Source organism: Fructilactobacillus sp. X2R5C3 (assembly GCF_059901325.1).
Genome location: NZ_JBWXUY010000001.1, coordinates 108,138 through 126,292, shown reverse-complemented (window position 1 = coordinate 126,292; position 18,155 = coordinate 108,138). Strand labels below are relative to the sequence as shown.

The 18,155-nt window shown below is 42.5% G+C and carries 18 protein-coding genes and 1 tRNA gene; 4 read left to right on the top strand and 15 right to left on the bottom strand.

What is annotated here, in order from left to right:
• Positions 1 to 595: 595 nt before the first annotated feature.
• Positions 596 to 826 (top strand): hypothetical protein, encoded by a 231-nt coding sequence (locus AC6UDE_RS00610; RefSeq protein WP_500694182.1) that lies wholly within the window; start codon positions 596 to 598, stop codon positions 824 to 826.
• Between the two features lie 57 nt (positions 827 to 883).
• Here AC6UDE_RS00610 and AC6UDE_RS00605 read toward each other — a convergent pair whose 3' ends face one another.
• On the bottom strand, positions 884 to 1,468 hold the full coding sequence (locus AC6UDE_RS00605; protein WP_500695964.1) for an NADPH-dependent FMN reductase: 585 nt from the start codon (positions 1,466 to 1,468) through the stop codon (positions 884 to 886).
• A gap of 194 nt (positions 1,469 to 1,662) precedes the next feature.
• Between AC6UDE_RS00605 and AC6UDE_RS00600 the strand changes: the two genes are divergently transcribed.
• Both AC6UDE_RS00600 and AC6UDE_RS00595 read left to right on the top strand, forming a co-directional pair.
• On the top strand, positions 1,663 to 1,866 hold the full coding sequence (locus AC6UDE_RS00600) for a hypothetical protein (RefSeq protein ID WP_500696270.1): 204 nt from the start codon (positions 1,663 to 1,665) through the stop codon (positions 1,864 to 1,866).
• A gap of 78 nt (positions 1,867 to 1,944) precedes the next feature.
• Positions 1,945 to 2,685, top strand: a complete 741-nt coding sequence (locus AC6UDE_RS00595) for a DsbA family oxidoreductase (protein WP_500696269.1) — start codon at positions 1,945 to 1,947, stop codon at positions 2,683 to 2,685.
• 43 nt (positions 2,686 to 2,728) lie between these two features.
• Here AC6UDE_RS00595 and AC6UDE_RS00590 read toward each other — a convergent pair whose 3' ends face one another.
• The 8 genes from AC6UDE_RS00590 to yycF all read right to left on the bottom strand — a co-directional run bounded on the left by AC6UDE_RS00590 (position 2,729) and on the right by yycF (position 11,492).
• On the bottom strand, positions 2,729 to 3,346 hold the full coding sequence (locus AC6UDE_RS00590) for a YczE/YyaS/YitT family protein (RefSeq protein ID WP_500696268.1): 618 nt from the start codon (positions 3,344 to 3,346) through the stop codon (positions 2,729 to 2,731).
• A gap of 209 nt (positions 3,347 to 3,555) precedes the next feature.
• Positions 3,556 to 4,035, bottom strand: a complete 480-nt coding sequence (rlmH, locus tag AC6UDE_RS00585; RefSeq protein ID WP_500696267.1) for a 23S rRNA (pseudouridine(1915)-N(3))-methyltransferase RlmH — start codon at positions 4,033 to 4,035, stop codon at positions 3,556 to 3,558.
• 586 nt (positions 4,036 to 4,621) lie between these two features.
• Complete coding sequence (locus tag AC6UDE_RS00580; RefSeq protein ID WP_500696266.1) at positions 4,622 to 5,869, bottom strand: S1C family serine protease; 1,248 nt, start codon at positions 5,867 to 5,869, stop codon at positions 4,622 to 4,624.
• Positions 5,870 to 5,928: 59 nt separating this feature from the next.
• A complete protein-coding gene (locus AC6UDE_RS00575) occupies positions 5,929 to 6,717 on the bottom strand; it encodes an MBL fold metallo-hydrolase (RefSeq protein ID WP_500696265.1) in 789 nt (262 codons plus the stop codon).
• A 30-nt stretch (positions 6,718 to 6,747) separates the two neighbouring features.
• Positions 6,748 to 7,593: a two-component system regulatory protein YycI gene (locus tag AC6UDE_RS00570; protein ID WP_500696264.1), complete on the bottom strand. Its 846-nt coding sequence runs from the start codon at positions 7,591 to 7,593 to the stop codon at positions 6,748 to 6,750.
• On the bottom strand, positions 7,593 to 8,903 hold the full coding sequence (locus tag AC6UDE_RS00565; protein ID WP_500696263.1) for a YycH family regulatory protein: 1,311 nt from the start codon (positions 8,901 to 8,903) through the stop codon (positions 7,593 to 7,595). The genes AC6UDE_RS00570 and AC6UDE_RS00565 overlap by 1 nt, the downstream gene beginning before the upstream one ends.
• Positions 8,887 to 10,746, bottom strand: a complete 1,860-nt coding sequence (walK, locus tag AC6UDE_RS00560) for a cell wall metabolism sensor histidine kinase WalK (protein WP_500696262.1) — start codon at positions 10,744 to 10,746, stop codon at positions 8,887 to 8,889. Before walK ends, AC6UDE_RS00565 begins: the two co-directional genes overlap by 17 nt.
• A 32-nt stretch (positions 10,747 to 10,778) precedes the next feature.
• Positions 10,779 to 11,492: a response regulator YycF gene (gene yycF, locus AC6UDE_RS00555; protein WP_039143559.1), complete on the bottom strand. Its 714-nt coding sequence runs from the start codon at positions 11,490 to 11,492 to the stop codon at positions 10,779 to 10,781.
• Positions 11,493 to 11,745: 253 nt separating this feature from the next.
• Between yycF and AC6UDE_RS00550 the strand changes: the two genes are divergently transcribed.
• Positions 11,746 to 11,818, top strand: a tRNA-Lys gene (locus AC6UDE_RS00550).
• A gap of 104 nt (positions 11,819 to 11,922) precedes the next feature.
• Here AC6UDE_RS00550 and AC6UDE_RS00545 read toward each other — a convergent pair.
• From AC6UDE_RS00545 to AC6UDE_RS00520, 6 genes are all read right to left on the bottom strand, one after another.
• Complete coding sequence (locus tag AC6UDE_RS00545) at positions 11,923 to 12,090, bottom strand: hypothetical protein (protein WP_500695955.1); 168 nt, start codon at positions 12,088 to 12,090, stop codon at positions 11,923 to 11,925.
• Positions 12,091 to 12,157: 67 nt separating this feature from the next.
• On the bottom strand, positions 12,158 to 12,769 hold the full coding sequence (locus AC6UDE_RS00540; protein WP_500696261.1) for a hypothetical protein: 612 nt from the start codon (positions 12,767 to 12,769) through the stop codon (positions 12,158 to 12,160).
• Positions 12,770 to 12,783: 14 nt separating this feature from the next.
• Entirely contained in the window at positions 12,784 to 14,112 is a 1,329-nt protein-coding gene (locus tag AC6UDE_RS00535; RefSeq protein ID WP_500696260.1) for an MFS transporter, read from the bottom strand.
• Between the two features lie 62 nt (positions 14,113 to 14,174).
• Positions 14,175 to 15,575 (bottom strand): replicative DNA helicase, encoded by a 1,401-nt coding sequence (gene dnaB / locus AC6UDE_RS00530; RefSeq protein ID WP_500696259.1) that lies wholly within the window; start codon positions 15,573 to 15,575, stop codon positions 14,175 to 14,177.
• Between the two features lie 30 nt (positions 15,576 to 15,605).
• Positions 15,606 to 16,058, bottom strand: coding sequence for a 50S ribosomal protein L9 (gene rplI / locus AC6UDE_RS00525; RefSeq protein ID WP_500694197.1), 453 nt, complete (start codon positions 16,056 to 16,058; stop codon positions 15,606 to 15,608).
• 51 nt (positions 16,059 to 16,109) lie between these two features.
• Entirely contained in the window at positions 16,110 to 18,131 is a 2,022-nt protein-coding gene (locus tag AC6UDE_RS00520; RefSeq protein WP_500695951.1) for a DHH family phosphoesterase, read from the bottom strand.
• Positions 18,132 to 18,155 lie beyond the last annotated feature (24 nt).

The window sequence follows — 18,155 nt, the reverse complement described above, 5'->3', positions numbered from 1 at the left end:
ATCCTCCTTAAGATTGTTATTCATGCTTATGGTTAAACGATTTAACCACCCATATCGTACGGGGTTTCGCAATTTATAACAAGCATTTTAACCGACTAGAAAAAGTTTCCTAGTCGTACGTCAATAATGATAACTGTTTCACAAATTTTGTCAAATCGTTCAAAGGTCGATAATTTGTAAAAGTGGATATGTGTTGATACACTGGGAAAGTTAAACATTTTTGTCAAATTTTAACTAACTTTTTAATAGTTACATGTTTAACAATCGTCGCACCAGAAAAATCCTCGAACGTAATATAACTTGGCTCTTAATTAATTAACTTTGTTGAATGTACTGATTAATGATAATCCATTATTAGTTGATACTTAGCCCCTTTAAATCAGCCTTAATCGCCAGTACTTGTCAACCATCTAAAATAATTAAAAATAATCTCGCTTTTGTTTTAACGCAATGGTATAATTAGTTCGGTAATGAGAAGTACCAATCAATCTCTTTTGCCATTTTAAAAACATACCTGTGCACCAAATCTATTGAGAGACCTCCACGTCTACTCGGATTTGGTGTTTTTAGTAAAACAGAAAGGGGGTTACTTGAATTGACAGTCTTTAAGGAACTACTTGAACTAGTGATTTTGGTGTTACTGATGGTCTTAACCTTTTTTCATCCCAATCCATGGGTGGGAATTGGTCTAAACGTCCTTTTAATCTTAATCTTGTGGCTCTTCCCCGAGGGAAGTAATAAGATTAACAAACTCTTCAAGTACATAATCACAGCGGTCTTCTTGATCTCGATTATCCTGATCGTCCTGCAGATGATTTTTCAATAAAAAAAAGGAGCACTTCAAAAAAATGAAGTGCTCCTTTTGCGTATTTTACTTATAAACCTAATTACCTAAAAGCTTGGTGTAAGAAGCAATGTCACCTACGGCATCCTTTAACTGTTTGGAATAGTACTCTTCTGATGGCGCATTACTTACAAAATTGCCATCCTTTTCAAAGTTATCATCAATGTGACCAATCATGGTCATGTGTGGCAGCATTACCATTCCCAACATGGATAAGGTGGGAAGGATGCCTAAAGCCGAAGCTTGACCAGACAAGGCACTGCTAGAATACGAAACAATTCGGGCAGGCTTATCAGCCGTTTCAAAGCCGATGTAATCAAGGGCGTTCTTAAACGCACCAGAAAGACCGTTGTCATAGACTGGTTCGATAAATAGATAACCGTCACCAGCCTTGATGTTATCAATCCACTTCTTGGGGGCCCCCGTTAGTTTCCGGTCAGGATCACCCATTGGTGGAAGTGGCTCATTGAAGATTGGTAAGTCTAAATCACCAATATCAATAAAGTTCAACTTGACCTCGTTGTCAGACTCAAGTTCTTTTGCGTTCTTCTTTAAAAAGTTAAAAATTCCGGCACCACTAGAATTAGATCGGGCACTACCTAAAATTACGTCAACTGTTTTCATTTAATCTCTCTCCCTTTACTCACAAAAAGTAAGTTAATATGTACTTTAATTCTATTTAATTTCCGAAATAAAAGCAAGCAAAAGGTCCGCTTCGTAGTTGGCCTATCACAATTCTTTATAAATTAGTTAACTTTCATTACAATCAAAACTCACTATACTATAATAAGGTGAGAAGTAGATGAGGGGGAAGTAACATGAAGAATTGGCTTAATAAGATTCTCAAATCAGTCCATGGCGATTCTGACAAGAAGTCATCGGATCATGCCGAGAATGAAAATCAAAACACTCCAAATGAAGCAAAAAAAAATGATAGTAAGCAAACCACTGAACAAAACCAAGATCCAAAACAAATCAAAAATGATAAGTTACTTGGAACAAGCAACGCCATTGATAAGTGATTCTTAAGCAAGATGATTGTGATTGATTCAGTTGAACACTATACTTTAGTTAGTAGATAATTTGTAGGAGGTACTAAAATGACGAAAAAAATGGAAGTCCAAGTTTGGTCCGATATTGCATGTCCGTTCTGTTACATCGGACGAGCCCACTTCAAGTCCGCACTAAGTGATTTTGACCATAAGGACGACGTTGAGGTTCATTACAATAGTTTTGAACTTGATCCCAACGCATCTGGTGAACCAGAAACCATGGCTGACCATATGAGTAAGGAAAAAGGAATGTCAAAGGAAAAAGTTTCCGAGTTTCTATCAACCATCACCGAACTAGCAAACGAAGCTGGTTTAAAGATGGATACCGGAAAGATTAAGGTAGTGAACACCATGAAAGCTCATCGTTTACTTCACTTTGCGGGAACCAAGGGTAAAGAATCCGAACTGATGGACAAGTTGTTTGAGGCTTACTTCGCTGATGGTTTAAACGTTGACGATAACTCCGTTTTAGTTGACCTTGCCATGAGCGTTGGTTTAAACCAAGACGAAGTCAAATCTGTTATAGACAGTGATAAATTCAAGGACGGCGTCCGAGCTGACGAAGCCGCTGCTCAACAAGTTGGAATTAACGGAGTTCCGTTTTACATCTTTAACAAGAAATACGCCGTTTCTGGTGCTCAACCGGTAAAAGTCTTCAAGTCCGCTTTAGACAAGGCTTGGGCTAGCTTTCAACCAATCGAAATGGTTGGTGGCGATGATGACCAGCAAAAGGGTGCTAACTGTGAAGGCGGCAGTTGCAGCGTTAACCCAAATGATAATAAGAATTAATTAAACTAAACGGTCCGTTGGAATAATCCAGCGGACCGTTTTTTTATTTAATCAAATGGAGGTGTCTGCCCCAGAGTTCCACAAACGGACCCGAACACAACGAGATAATGACGGTCATGATTCCAATTGGACCAGAAACGAGGAACGCCAAAAACATGAAAAGCACATCCTGAATCACCCGCACTGACCAGTACGGCATGTGGAATCTTTGAGAGAAAATGGGCGCAATGGCGTCATACGAAGATACCCCGAACTTGGCCGACATGTAAACGGCAATTCCGACCGTGAATATCAGGAATCCAAGGACAGCGAACAACAATTTCAACCAGAAGTTATCGAACACCAAGTAGGCACCGAACCAGAGCGTGAAATACTGAACCCCGTAACCCACCAGCATGTTAATCAAAGTCCCAAACCCAATCTGATGGTAATCCAAAATCAGCACGATGACTAACAGAATCATGTAGTCGATGAACTGGATGTTACCCAAGCCAAGCGGTAAATGGTGCGATAATCCGACACTTAACGCGGTAAAGGCGTCCATTCCTAAGTTTTCTTTCCGCATCAACGTCATTCCCAAAGCGATGATCGCCGTTCCAATAGCGGTAATTAGAACTTGAACCAGAAAACGCAGCACCCGATGCGAATTTAAATTTTTCATTATTAATAACATCCTTTCGGCGTGTACGTGTAATTGAAGCAAATATCCATATTTTACAAATAAAATAATAAAAAAAGCTAATCATAACTGATTAGCTTCACCACAGTAACCGCACCTAACTTGCGAACATGGAAGAGATGATACCAGCATCTCTTCCTTTTTAATTACATAATTATTATAATCTTAGTTTCTAATAAAAGTCAATCAGCCTACTTATGGTACGGACTGCCGCTATTAATCATGAAAGCCCGATAGATTTGTTCGGTTAACACTAAGCGCATCAGCTGGTGCGGTAGCGTAAAACGACCAAATGATAGTTCAAAGTTAGCCCGCTTTAAGACCTTAGGAGCAAGTCCCAACGACCCACCAATCACAAAGGTAATGTCCGAGTGACCGTACGTTGCGAGATCCTTGATTTTCTTCGCAAAGGCTTCAGAGGTCAGTTCATCGCCTTGAATTGCCAAAGCAATCACATACTCGCGGTCTTTAATTTTAGCCAAAATTCGGGTTCCTTCTTGCTCCATCACCTCGTCCATTTCCGCTTGACTAAGGTTCTCAGGCGCCTTTTCGTCGGGAACCTGAACAATCTTAAACTTGCAAAAACGAGAAAGTCGTTTGACGTACTCATTAATTCCGTCTTTGAAGTATTTTTCCTTCAATTTTCCAACTACCACCAATTTAATGTTCATAAGTCGACTCCTTTAAACAGACTATCCACAAAGTTATCCACAGGTACCTTCACAAACTATCACGTTTCTGGAGAATTTAAAGACCTGTTAATATTTCGATTTTGTCAACAACATTTTTATTTATCCACAGAAATAAACAAGACATATGTTCGTTAACGCAATTTTCGTTGTTGTGATATCAACGTTTATCGCGTTCTTTTTTTAATAAAATTTTGTTACATAAACTTATGCACACCACCTGTGGATAACTTCTCGATACTTTTCCACTATCATTTAAAGCCTAAATTACAGCTTTTGTGTTTTCACAATGAGTTTATCCCCAAAGTTATGCACAGACTTTTACCACTTGACATTTCCAACCACGTATTTTCTGATTATTAATTTTTTTTAAACCAATTTTGTTCGGAGTTTACCGTCAATCCCTCTATCACGGAACCCATAAGTATCGTTACAATCATCACAACTAAAATTCAGGCCTTAAACGGACAATTGATTCAATTATCGCATTAAGCTATCCGAATGTCAGTTCACTCTTTTCAAACAAAAAATGTTCGCCGCATTTACTCTACGACGAACATTTTTTAAATTACTGCTGTTTTGCTTGCTGATCTAGCGTAATATCAGACGTTTTCATTTGTCCATTATGATAATAGGTAACGGAAATCTTGTCGCCAACGTTATGCTCATACAGGATGTCACGTAACTTACCCTGATTGGTAATGTCTTTTCCAGCCAACTTGGTAATCACGTCATTTTTCTTGAGACCCGCATTAGCGGCTGGTGAGCCACCCTTAACGTCCATTACTACAACTCCATTGGTAACGTTTGAAGGAAGCTTTAAAATCGATTTCTGTTGCTTAACCGAGATGTTAGCTAGGTCCACGTACTTAATGCCTAGTTCGGGACGAATTACCTTTCCGTTCTTAATGAGCTGGTTGATAATCCGTACGACCTCGTTACTTGGAATGGCAAACCCCATCCCTTCAACACTGGTACCGGAACTATCCTTCGACAGTTTCATTGAGTTAATCCCAACGACCTGTCCGGCACTGTTTAGGAGTGGTCCACCCGAGTTTCCGGGATTAATAGCGGCATCGGTCTGAATAACCGTTGCGTCACCGGCACTGGCATTCTGTTGCCCATTCTCGGTGCTAGCTTGTGGCACTTCCCGTTTCTTAGCGGAAATGATTCCCTCAGTCAGAGACGAAGCGTACTCAGAACCAAGTGGTGATCCAATCGCAAGGGCGGTTTGACCTACCTTGATGTCATCAGAATTACCGAAGTTAGCCACCTTATTGACACCATCACCGTTAATCTTAAGAACGGCAAGGTCGGTTACAGCATCATGGCCAATTAGCTTAGCTTCCTTTTTCTGGCCGTTACTCAAGATGACTTCCAGGTTGGACGAACCAGACACCACGTGATTGTTGGTCACAATGTACGCTGAGCCGTTATCCTTATTGTAGACAACTCCAGAACCCTCACTAATCTGTTGCTGATCCTTTTGGTCTTGACCGCCATTGTCTCCGAACACGCCACCAAACATACCCTGAAGTGGATCAGAGTCACTGGACTTGGTCTTCTCGGTGTTAATCACCGAAACGACGGTATCCTTGTTGTCCTTAAAGACTTTTTCTGCCTGATTAGAGGCATTCACCCTTACATTCTCAACTTTTGCGGTTCCGCCACGATTGGAACCCGCAGGGACGGATTGAGTTCCTAGAGACATTCCGCCGTTATACCACGAAATCCCACCATAGGCAATTCCACCGCCCAATAGACCGGCTACTAGTGCCACGATGGCAACTGTTAGTAGCGGATGTGTTCTCTTCATATTTACACCCCATTTAATATTATTCTATCAAATAGTTTTTAAAAAAGTATCAATTATTCTCAAAGAGTTATTAAATCGGATGGTTTTTCGACGTCGGTGTCAAACAAATTAAAGTCTTGTCCAACCCCAAAGTCCTCATTTTCAAGCATGGAAGCGACGGTGAGATGAGCCAAAGACTTCATGTTGTTATGATGACTGCGGTGCCCGATGAAGATGTTCTTGGTGTCACGTCCGATGATTTTCATCATGGCATCCGCGCCGTCTTCGTTTGATAAATGGCCCTCATCACTCATGATGCGTTGTTTGGTTGGCCACGAATAGTCGCCGTTTCTCAGCATTTCCACGTCATGATTACACTCTAAAACGTACGCGTTGGCGTCTCTTATGACCCCTTCAATGTGATCAGAGACGTAGCCCGTATCAGTCAACACCACAAAACTCTTATCGCCGTCGTGAAAATTGTAGAACTGAGCGTCGGCGGCATCATGGGAAACACTGAAACTTTCAACGTCCAAGTCCCCAAATGACTTAGTGGTATCGGGATCAAAAATAAACTTTTGTTCCTCAGGAAATTTTCCGATCTTGTTACCCATCGCGTTCCAGGTCTTCTCGTTCGCGTAGACCTGCATGTCATACTTACGCGCCAAGATTCCCACTGATTTGGCATGATCGGTATGTTCGTGGGTCACAAATAACTTATCAACGTCGGTCAAACTCCGTCCAATCGAATTCATGAGGTTCTCAATCTTTTTGCCCGACAGTCCGGCATCAAGTAAGACCTTGTGCTGGTCCGTCTCAATATAAGTAACGTTGCCGCCACTTCCGCTCGACAATACACTGATTTTCATTGGATCTTCGCTCAACTTATTCCCAGCTTTCTAATTATCTTCTGTCCCACTTGTGATTTTATTTTTAAAGTTCTCCTGAACGTTTTCGGTCTTTAAGACCGACCCAGTGAAGGCGTTAATCCGCCTTACGGAAACGTCCTTGGAGTTGCGGGTCTGGATGGCAATGACCCAAGTAGGGATGTAGACCCCATTATTATTAATGTTTAACAATTTAGTGTACGATCTTCTGGTCCAAAGTACCTTTGAGTTGTTAGGAATCTCATTGTACTGGTAGAGCCAGATCAGTGCTCGTTCTTCCGAAATGGTCTCAGAACTTTCGTGTAAAATCTTGATGTTGTTAAGCGCCGTTTGCGTATAACTCTTAATATTCCCGTCGTCATCTAAATAGAAGATGATTCTGGCATTATTGTCCATCAAATTACTCGTCAAAGCCTTCTGGATGTAGACAATCTTACTTGAATTGGACTGGTTTTGGTCGTACTCATAATCCTCACCGTTAATCACAAAACTCTTTTTCTTCATGAGCGGGTCCAGCGTGTTCTGTGGGTTCCGATTATCAATGTCAATTGGCGTCCGCAACGTACTTACGACCGCGCCATTTTCAAAGCGCGCGTCCTGATTTTTCAAGTTACCCATCTCATTTGCGAGATTACCATCATTAGAAGCGGAAATGTAGTAACCGTTAGAGCGCTTATTAGATAGCTTGCCAACGGAAATTTCATCCCTGCGCATCTCTTTGATAATGGTGGAGTTCGCACTGTTTTGACTCGTGTTCTCGGACTGCATGTTTTGGTTTTGAACAATCATTAGGACCAAGAAGACGTCTAAAATAATGAAAGCCAGCAAGAAGATCTCTTGAATTCGCTTAAAATTCATTAGAAACTCTCCTTTCCGGTCCCATTGCCAATTAACTGGGAGTTAATCCAGGTGCCGTCGTAATTAACGAACCATGATGGCTGCAAGGTGATTAACTGCTTATTGTTCTTTTCGGGAACAACTTGGTAACCAAGGGTGATGGATCTGACCTTCTTCATGTCAATTCCCTGAGCGGATAGTTGGTTTAAGATTGTTCCAGTACTTGGAAGGGTAGTACTTTCAGCGTTCGTTGGAATTGGGATTTGGAAACTTAAAAGTGAAAATTCATAACGATTGGCTCCACCATTTCCCATCTTAAACGAACACGTTCCCAGTCGCTTCTGATTGAAGACGGGATAACCCTCCACAAACGTTCGGTAGGTGACGGTGTTTTTGACCGGATTATAACTGTCAAAACGAGCATTATCCAGTGGAATCCCCAGCTTAGTAGCGTAGCGATAAGCCGAGTTCAACACTTCCTCGTAACTGTGGCCCCGCTTACTTTGCTGGTAGTCTTGATAAATAACGTTGTCCTCATTGTCAAAGTTTAACGACTGGTCCCGACTACTGTAGGTCGTACTCTTCTTTCGGTGCTTAACGCTGGTATCCGTCGTATTACCTAGTACCCGATTAATGTAAGCCGTCTGGGACTGTTCTGCGAGTAAGTACCCGTAATTACGCATCTTGACCTGGCTTGGGTAGAAGAGAAACGGGCGATCGTTTAACGTCCGCATCTGAACGTCCACACTTTGAACTTTCGTAGTAAGAATGTTCTGTAACTTGGCTAAATTCCGCTTTTTAGTGGTGACCTGGTACACGTGGTAACCGTCATCGCCTAGCAGGTAAAAGTGGGTACTGTCATTTAGTGGAATGACCATGCGATCAACGTTGAAATCATTCTTTTTCACCTTGTGATTAAAAATCTTACTTAACAAATTAACTGGAACTTCGCCACCATAATTCAGCATCAGCGAATTTTCAGAGTTAAGGGTATCGATATACCGCTTTTGATTATCCTTTGAGACCTCTTTGATTGACTTGACCTGATAGGTCTTGATGTTTTTGACGATTTCACCGGTCAAACTCGTGGTCTCACTTGTGAGCGACTTCTGTTTCCCACTCCTAGTGGTAGTAATAACCTCGGTGGGAGAATAGATATCATAACGATTCTTCGAAGAAACTTCGCTTTTAAGCGTAGCTGATTTATCCTGATGCATTCGACTCCCAAAGCGAGCTGGATTGACCAGTAGTGCCACGATGAGCACCAAACTGACTAGTACGGCAATACACAGTGAAACCGGTAAAATATAAGGTTTAAGCTTCTCCTTCATCCCAAAGATCCTCCTCGACTGGTTCGTTTGGTAGTGAAATATAGAACGTTGAACCCTTTCCTTCAATACTATCGACCCAAATATGGCCGCCAAAGGCTTCCACAATTTCCTTAGAGATTGCGAGCCCAAGTCCACTTCCACCTTGAGCCCGTGAACGAGCTTTATCGACTCGATAGAAACGATCGAAAATATGTTTAATGGCTTTTCGTGGCATTCCTAATCCCTGATCAGAAATACTCATGATGATGCGGTTGTTCTGTTCGTACAGCCGACAGGTAATGACGCCACCGTCTGGTGAATATTTGATCGCATTATTCATAATGTTATCAATGACCTGGGTAAAACGGTCGGTATCGATGTCAGCCCACAGATCCTGCTTAGTAAAGTCCCGTTTAATGGAATAATTCTTCTTTTTCGGATCGTCATCGGTCTTAATGATCATGTCAAAACGATCCAAGATGTAGTTAAAGAGCTTGTTGATGTTAACTAGTTCCGTATCATACTTCTGGGTCCCAGAATCCATCCGCGATAGTGTCAAAAGGTCGTTGATCATTCGAATCATTCGATCGGTCTCGTCCTGAGTGACCTTCAAAAATTTGGGTGCCAACTTTTTATCCTTCCAGGCCCCATCCTGCAAGGCTTCAATGTAGGAATGAACACTGGTTAAGGGCGTTCGTAGTTCGTGTGAAACATTGGATACAAACTGCTTCCGATCGTCATCAATCTTTTGTTGCAAGGTGATGTCATGGAACACGCAAACAAGCCCATTAATAAAGCCGGATTCACGCTGAATCAACGAAAAATGAGCTGATAAAATCAGCTTATGGTCGTGATCAGAAAAGTCCAAGTTGACCTGTCCTGGGTCTTCAATCAAGTTTTTAAGGGTGAACCGGTCGCGTAAATGCAAGACATCTAGGATGGACTTACCGATGACCTGTTGCTTACTAACGCCTAGAAAACTAAGTGCCTCATCGTTAATGATGATGACGTTTCCGCGACGATCCGTGGCAACCACACCGTCGGTCATGTTATCTAAGACCGAATCCAGACGCCTTCGCTCTGACTCGGTTGACTCTTGAGACTCTTCAACCCGCACTGACAGGTTGTTGACGGCCTTCGCTAGTTGACCCAACTCGTCATTTCCGTAGACCTTAACGTGCCCCGAATAATTTCCGCGAGCAATCTGTTCCGTCTGCTTCTTCATCGCGTCGATTGGCTTCGTAATGGCCCGAGAAATGATGAACGTTAAAAGCAACCCCAAGATGATGGCGACGATCGCCGCAAACAGGTAGATTAAGGTGATACTGTTGATGTTTTGGTAAACCGGATTCAGATTAGCACGAACGTAAACGACCCCTTCCATGTTGTTTTCGTTGCCCTGACTGTTAATCAAGGGTGTAATCATGGTGTAGTAACGGTTCCCATCACTGTAGGTGTTTTTCTCGATGGTTTTACCGTTATTTAAGGCATTCTTGATGTCATTGTCGGTGGTTTTTTGCCCCACTAACGATTGGTCGCTACTCTGATTGGTTCCACGGATGTTGCCCCTGGAATCCACCACCAGAATATCATCAGAATTGTTGGTATCAACGTCTTCAAGGATCGTCTGGATCTGCTTATTAGCCTTGGTTTGGTTCTTTTTGGCTAACTGCTTTTTAAGGGATGTATTAACGTAGGGCTTCAGTTGGATGGAGTCCTTAAACGTATTCAAATTTTGGTACTCGAGTTGACGCACAAAAACGGCACCCACTACTTCCAAGGTAATGATCATCATTAAGGCGAAAACTAACGCAATCTTAAAATGAATGGACCTTAAAAAGTGCCAACGTCTTTTCTTATTCATTACATGAATACCTCTAAACTAATCAATTTGGGTTATTCTTCCTTTTCGGAATCCCGCAGGTAATAACCAACCCCACGTCTGGTTACTAACCACTTGGGGTGACTTGAATCATCTTCAATTTTTTCTCGTAAACGACGTACGGTCACGTCGACGGTTCGAACGTCACCGAAGTAATCGTAGCCCCAAACCGTCTGAAGCAAGTGCTCTCTGGTCATCACTTGACCAATGTGTTGGGCTAGGTAATGAAGGAGTTCGAATTCTCGATGGGTAAGATCCACACCCTTCCCGCGTTTGGTAACGGAGTAAGAGTCCGGATGAATCACCAGGTCACCGATTTCGATATCGTGATTATCGTCTTTTCCTTCCCCAGCTGAGCCAGTGATGTTCTGCCGTCTCAAGTTGGCCTTGACCCGTGCCACTAATTCACGGTTGGAAAACGGCTTAGTAACGTAGTCATCGGCACCAAGCTCCAGTCCGAGCACCTTATCAAGTTCGGAATCCTTGGCGGTTACCATGATAATTGGCATGTTGTGGGTCTTTCGAACTTCCTTGGCAACTTCTAAGCCATCGACCTTTGGCAACATGAGATCAAGAATAATGAGATCGGGTGTATTACTATCAACCTTATCAAGGGCCTCTTGCCCATCGTGTGCGACGTCAACGTCAAATCCTTCTTTGGTTAAACTAAATTTTTCAATGTCTGTAATTGGTTTTTCATCATCGACAACTAGAATTTTTTTCTTCATAATATTATTTGTCTCCTTTGGACTATTGGCAGTCCCTATATCAATCAAGTTTGGGATCAAGGCTTATTTTACGCTCAATCCTAGTTAAATTGTAACACATCAAATTACTCGCTTCACGTTATTCAACAACTGTTGTTAATTAATAACAGCTCTTTTCAGTATTTCTTCCGTATCTGCAATTTCGCCTTTTTTTGTAAATTAGTGTTGCATGGGGTTTTGCGGTATGCTATTATAATAAATGTACTTTTGATTTGGGCAGTTAGCTCAGCTGGCAGAGCAACGGACTCTTAATCCGTGGGTCCAGGGTTCGATCCCCTGACTGCCCATCACATATCATGATCATGGTTAACGCCATGATCTTTTTTTATATCATTAATTTCACTAAAAAAGGAAAGACCATCTTCGTTAATTGCGAAGGATCCTTCCTTTTTTATTTTTTAATTGCTAAAATCTCGGTTAAAATTGCTAAAACAGCACAAAAGCCGGCCATCGCCAGACCAATCCAAATCAAGCTTTGATCCTCAATAAACGGAACGAGAATCAAAAACATTGCCGCCAAAAAGGCCAAGATTAACGATAGGACATGTTGCTTTTTCACGCTTAACACCTCTAATCCTTGAACACCATGGGATTACATCAATTGTTTCACGTGGAACAATTATCATTTAAAACAATGAAACCTGTTGATAGGCAACTTCATCTAATTTTTTCAACTGATTAATTACAACTTGGACACCTTTGGTGGTAAAAGCCGCGTTTACGTATAGTTTATCCGCTCCACATGGTTGAGGCAAGTTAAAATGACCAATTTTTGGTACCATTAACTGCTTTTTCACACTCAGGTCACTGGGGCTATTATTTCCCTTGAGCCATTTGATGGTGTAGTGATGGGCTCTTAAGAACTGGTAAAACTCACGTTTCGTCATTTCCATCCCACTTACGTGTAACTCACCGTAAACATCATCAATCGATTTGGTGATCTGATTCTGCTTTAAACTATTTCCGTAACGCAACACGATTGGTTTTACCTGCTGCTGAATCCAGCGCATTAGTCGGTCAGCACGTGGATAATTACTAAGGGAAGCAAGACGACACGTTCCTAAAACGGTTAATCGGTTAACTCCATTTTCATCAGTCACTAGTTCACTGTCTGAAAGCGAAACCATTTTGGGCTTCAATAAATTAATTACATCTAAGTAGTCAAAATAGACGTTCGACCCATCGAAACTAACGGTCAGTGGATGCCCACGAAAACCACCTACATCAATCACCTGCACGTTCTCACCTCCAACTAGTCCTTAATGTCGTTTAAGATCCATACTGAGATTGCCGCCAAAACCATGGTAACCGCCGCAATCGCAAAGATGTTAGCAATGGATCCAATTGCCATCACAACTAGTGGACTGGCAAGTGAAGCCACAATTTGGGGAATACAAATTTGAACGTTAAACAGTCCCATGTACACACCAATGTACTTTCCTGGAATCTCACGGGTTACAAAAGTCAACGGGTAGACCGAAACGCCAGCCCATCCAATGCCAATCAAAATAAACGCAAGCACCTGCAAGAAAACGGTGTGGGAGAATGCTGACATCAAAAAGCCGACTCCGCCAATTACCAAACTAATTGAAAAGAGCAACTTGTACTTTCGTTGGGGGATTCTTGATAGTAAAAGTGAAAAAATAACAGCTGATAAAGCATAAACGGCCGATAAAATTCCAAATAAATTACCACCGGACTGATAACCACTGCTCATCGGATTGGTTGTGTTGAAAACGTTTTTGGCAATGATACTCGTCCCGTACATCCACATGTAGGCAAAGCCAATGTAGGCAAAAAGTTGGATGATGGATACCACCCAGAAAACGCGTGGAGCATCTTTTAAAAGCATCCACGTACTCTTTTTGGCCCGTTCGCCATTCTGCTCCAGTCCATGATAATCATTAAACTGTCTAGGGGGGTACTCATCAACCTTCATGACGGTAATAAACGTACAGAAGATTAAAACGATCACCGCAACGTAGAACGAAAAAATGACTGAATTAGGAATCATCCCTTTACTAGCGGTGTTACTGACCCCGAGCTCGGTGAAAACCCACGGCGATAAACACGCTAACACACTCCCAATGTTTAAGAAAAAACTCTGAATTGAGTAAGCAAACCCACTCTGACGTTGATTAACCATGTCACCAATCAACATCTTGTAGGGTTGCACACACATATTGAACGCAATCATCAAAACCAACGTGATGACTGCGGCCAGTGAGATCGTAATGATGCTCGGCCAGCCAAAATCACCAACGTTTGGTAAAAGAAACAGGGTAATGGCGGAAGCAACGGTCCCAATAATGAGGTAGGGAACTCTTCTTCCCCATTTTGGCACCCAGGTTCGATCGGACCATGCTCCCACTAACGGTTGGACAAATAATCCCGCAATTGGGGGAATAATAAACAGAAGCCCTAAAAGACTCGGAGAAGTCCCGAGGGTCTGAAAAATTCTTCCCAGTTGCGAATTCATTAAGCCAAACGCCATTTGGACTCCAAGAATTCCAAAGGATAGAAACCAGATTGCGGCCGTGGTAAGTTTTGGCAACCCTTGTGTCTTTTCATTGTTATTCATTGAAAATCCTCTCAATCATTCTTAATTTTAATAAAAAGACCACTTACTCTGTAAGTGGCCTTTTACTGTACACCATCGTTTGAAGCGTATGAAATCGATGAAAACTTATTATACGATTTAATAAAGAGCAGTTTAACCGTTCCACGTGGACCCGAACGGTTCTTTTCGATAATAACTTCAACTTCACCAACGTTATCATCATCATTTTCAACACCGGAACGTGGATCTTGATCCTCATCGTCTGAATCGTGTTCATAATAATCCTCTCGGTATAAGAATGCAACAATGTCAGCATCCTGTTCGATTGACCCCGATTCACGGATGTCAGACAGCACCGGACGCTTGTCCTGACGCTGTTCCACCCCACGCGAAAGCTGAGATAACGCAATCACTGGCACCTGTAATTCATTGGCCAGCTTTTTAAGTTGTCTGGAAATCTCAGACACTTCCTGTTGCCGGTTTTCTTTATTACCACCCTCAATTAACTGGAGGTAGTCGACCACAATCAGCCCTAAGTTTCCCGTTTGTTTTGCCAAACGACGACAGTTGGCCCGAATTCCAGCCATTTTATTGCCGGGAGTATCATCAATGTAAATGTGGGCCTTAGAAAGACTGCCCATCGCAATGACTAGATTTTGCCACTCCTCTTCGGTCAACTGACCCGTTCTAAGGTGATTGGCATCAATGCTACCTTCAGCACACAACATTCGGTTTACTAACGATTCGGCACTCATTTCCAAACTGAAAATGGCCACTGTCTTGTCGGTCTTGGTTCCCACGTTTTGTGCAATGTTTAGCGCAAAGGCGGTTTTACCAACGGCCGGTCTGGCAGCTAAAATCATCAATTCACCGGGATGAAGTCCGGTCGTCATCTTGTCAAGCTCATGATAACCAGTCGCAAGTCCCGTGATGTCGTCGCCACCATTTTGAGAAAGTTGGTCAATCTTTGTAAATGATTCGTTTAAAACATCTTTGATGTTCTTAAATCCCGACTGATTACGGTCCTCAGAGACATTCATAATGTCACGTTCGGCATTATCTAAGAGGTCTTCGACGTCTTCGGACTGTTCGTATCCCTGAGTGGCAATGTTAGTAGCCGTCTGAATCAAGCGCCTAAGCACGGCCTTATTTCTTACAATTTTAGCGTAGTAGACCAAGTTAGCGGCCGTTGGCACGGCGTTGGTCAGATCAATGATGTAAGGCACACCACCAACGTCTTCCAGCTGGTCACGCTGCTTCAAAAGATCGGTCACAGTCACGGCATCAATGCCCTGATCGTCATCATTTAGATCCAACATCGCCTTAAAAATTAATTGATGCGCCCGCTTATAGAAGTCATCTGGATTCAGATATTCCATCGCGTCAACTAAACCGTCGGTACTCAGAAAAATGGAACCCAAAACGGCCTTTTCGGCCTCAATATTTTGTGGTGGCGTGTGATCATTTAAAGTATCGTTGTTCATTATCGACTCTTTTCTAACTGCAACTTACGACTATTTTTCGCTGACGTGAACCCGAATTTGAGCGGAAACCTGGGGATGAACCTTAACGGGAACATCAGTGTAACCCATGGTCTTGATTGGTTCACTTAATTCAATCTTCCGTTTATCCAGTTTAATGTTGTATTGATCCAAAAGTCCCTGAGCAATCTGTTTACTGGTAATAGAACCGAACAAGCGACCGTCAGACCCAGCCTTGGCTTTCAACTCAACGACGGTTTTGTCATTTTCAAGTTCTTTTTTCAGTTTCTTGGAATCTGCTAGTTCCTCTTGCTCGTGCTCCTGTTCAACGTGTTGTTGAGCCTTTAATTCACTGATAGCCTGCTTGGTAGCTTCTTTAGCCAAGCCCTTCTTAATCAAAAAGTTGTTAGCATACCCAGATGGCATGTCCTTAACATCGCCCCGGTTGCCCTTGCCTTTAACATCGCTTAAAAAGATTACTTTCATTTTAAATCCCTCCTTGTTTACTAATAATTTAACAGATTTAAACTAATTCTGCTATTGGTCGGTTTTATCATCGTTATTAACGATTTTATCAATGGCACCTAGCAGTGTCTTCTTAACCTCTGAAACACTTTCGTCGGGAATTTGCGTAGCTCCCGCTGATAAGTGGCCACCTCCACCAAGTGCTTCCATAATCAACTGAACGTTAATGTTACCATTACTTCGCGCCGAGATTCCAATGTTCCCGTTCGTCCGCTTAAAGACGATAAACGAGGCTTCCACTCCGTCAATCGTCAGTAGCGAATCAACGGCTTGCGCGGCAATGACCGAATCATATTCCTTATCATCTTCAGCGGTAATCAGGGCCATGTTCTCATCAATCTGTTCCATCATGGAAATCAGGTGGTTTCGGGCCATGTAATTATTGATACTTTCCTTCATGAAGTCGGCCATTTCGTCAGCGTTGGCACCGGCTGACCGCAGATAACTCGCCGCATCAAACGTTCTCGTTCCCGTTCTAATCGTAAAGGATTGGGTGTCAACCACAATCCCACTCAGCATGGCAGTCGCCTCTAACTGGTTGATTGGATCGGCGTCCTGAGACTGGTACTCAAACATCTCGGTAATCAGTTCGCAGGCTGACGAAGCGTAAGGTTCAATGTAAACCAGGATCGGATTCTCTGGGAAGTCCTCCCCACGCCGGTGATGGTCAATGATGACAACGCGGTTCTTTAAGCGTTTGTAAAGGTCACCAGAAACACCCATGTCAGGTTTGGAATGGTCAACCATAATCAGCAAACTGTTGTCAGTTGCCTTTTTCAACGCCTTATCTGGAGTAATAATTGACTCTTTAATGTCTGGATAATCATCAATCGCGTTTAATAACCGCTTGATGTCTGAGTGCGGTTCTTCGTCATCCATCACAATCCAACACTGCTTCCCGTTCATCTGGGCAATCCGTCTAATTCCCATGGCGGCTCCCATCGCGTCCATGTCAGGTTGAGCATGACCCTGAACGAAAATCTGATCCGATTCTTTCATTAACTCTTGTAAAGCGTGGGAAATCATCCGCGCCCGGACCCGAGTCCGTTTCTCCATTGGGTTCGTCTTTCCACCATAGTAGCGGGCTTCTTTGTCCTTGGCCTTAACGACGACTTGATCTCCACCACGACCGAGGGCTAAATCAAGGTTACTTTGAGCCTGGTCAGCTAAGTTGTTCAGGTTATTATCATCGTATGAAATCCCGATACTAAGGGTCAAAGGAAGGTTCTGTTTCGAGGTATCTTCTCGAATCACGTCTAAAATCTTAAATTTATCCGCCTCAATTTGATTCAACGCGGAAACGTACAACAAGATAAAGTAATGATCCGCATCAATTCGCTTTAGAAAAATCCCGTATTCCTGCGCCCACGAGCTCAGTTCGTTGGTGATGTAGTTTCTAAGGTTCGAGACGTCCTGGTCGCTCATTGACTGCGTAATTTCGTCAAAGTTATCCAGAAAAATCTGGCCGACCGCAATTTTACCGTTTTCGTACTTCTTTTCAATCTCAGCATAGCGGGTAATGTCCATCATGTAGACGGTGTTGTACTCTCTTTGAATCAACATATCGAACATGTGACCGCGCCAGGTGACCTCAATTGGCTTGGTCTGATCAAGGTTTGCCTGAATGATGTCAAAGAGGTCTGGAGCAGAATGGTCAAGTGGATATCCGACCACCTCCGTACTATCAAAGTATGGCTGTAAATATGGATTAATCCACTCCACCACGTGGTTATCATCAAGGATTAAGATCCCAATCGGCATCTCAAGCAGTGACTCCTGTTGTCCGCGCATGATTTGATAGGACAAATCGTTGATGTATTTATCGGATTCTTCACCCACGCGGTTCATCGTGTTAATGGTATAGACGAGTCCCACACAAGCAATCAGTAAAAGAACGATTCCGATAAAGAAGTTGTAGAGAAAGGCAATTACTAGTCCCAAAATCAATGAAATTGCAATAAAAATCGTAATTTTTCTTAATCGTGTATTTTTTAAAAATGGCGGCAACGTCATTTGTGAAAAGAATTTCTTCATAGTAACTCCCATCTTTGCTCCATT

Coding starts and splice junctions, on each gene's coding strand:
- walK (WP_500696262.1), bottom strand. CDS start 10,746: ATGAATAAGAAAAGACGTTGGCACTTTTTAAGGTCCATTCATTTTAAG.
- AC6UDE_RS00570 (WP_500696264.1), bottom strand. CDS start 7,593: ATGAATTTTAAGCGAATTCAAGAGATCTTCTTGCTGGCTTTCATTATT.
- AC6UDE_RS00605 (WP_500695964.1), bottom strand. CDS start 1,468: ATGAAAACAGTTGACGTAATTTTAGGTAGTGCCCGATCTAATTCTAGT.
- AC6UDE_RS00520 (WP_500695951.1), bottom strand. CDS start 18,131: ATGAAGAAATTCTTTTCACAAATGACGTTGCCGCCATTTTTAAAAAAT.
- AC6UDE_RS00590 (WP_500696268.1), bottom strand. CDS start 3,346: ATGAAAAATTTAAATTCGCATCGGGTGCTGCGTTTTCTGGTTCAAGTT.
- rplI (WP_500694197.1), bottom strand. CDS start 16,058: ATGAAAGTAATCTTTTTAAGCGATGTTAAAGGCAAGGGCAACCGGGGC.
- AC6UDE_RS00565 (WP_500696263.1), bottom strand. CDS start 8,903: ATGAAGGAGAAGCTTAAACCTTATATTTTACCGGTTTCACTGTGTATT.
- AC6UDE_RS00535 (WP_500696260.1), bottom strand. CDS start 14,112: ATGAATAACAATGAAAAGACACAAGGGTTGCCAAAACTTACCACGGCC.
- AC6UDE_RS00600 (WP_500696270.1), top strand. CDS start 1,663: ATGAAGAATTGGCTTAATAAGATTCTCAAATCAGTCCATGGCGATTCT.
- dnaB (WP_500696259.1), bottom strand. CDS start 15,575: ATGAACAACGATACTTTAAATGATCACACGCCACCACAAAATATTGAG.
- AC6UDE_RS00580 (WP_500696266.1), bottom strand. CDS start 5,869: ATGAAGAGAACACATCCGCTACTAACAGTTGCCATCGTGGCACTAGTA.
- rlmH (WP_500696267.1), bottom strand. CDS start 4,035: ATGAACATTAAATTGGTGGTAGTTGGAAAATTGAAGGAAAAATACTTC.
- AC6UDE_RS00575 (WP_500696265.1), bottom strand. CDS start 6,717: ATGAAAATCAGTGTATTGTCGAGCGGAAGTGGCGGCAACGTTACTTAT.
- AC6UDE_RS00595 (WP_500696269.1), top strand. CDS start 1,945: ATGACGAAAAAAATGGAAGTCCAAGTTTGGTCCGATATTGCATGTCCG.
- yycF (WP_039143559.1), bottom strand. CDS start 11,492: ATGAAGAAAAAAATTCTAGTTGTCGATGATGAAAAACCAATTACAGAC.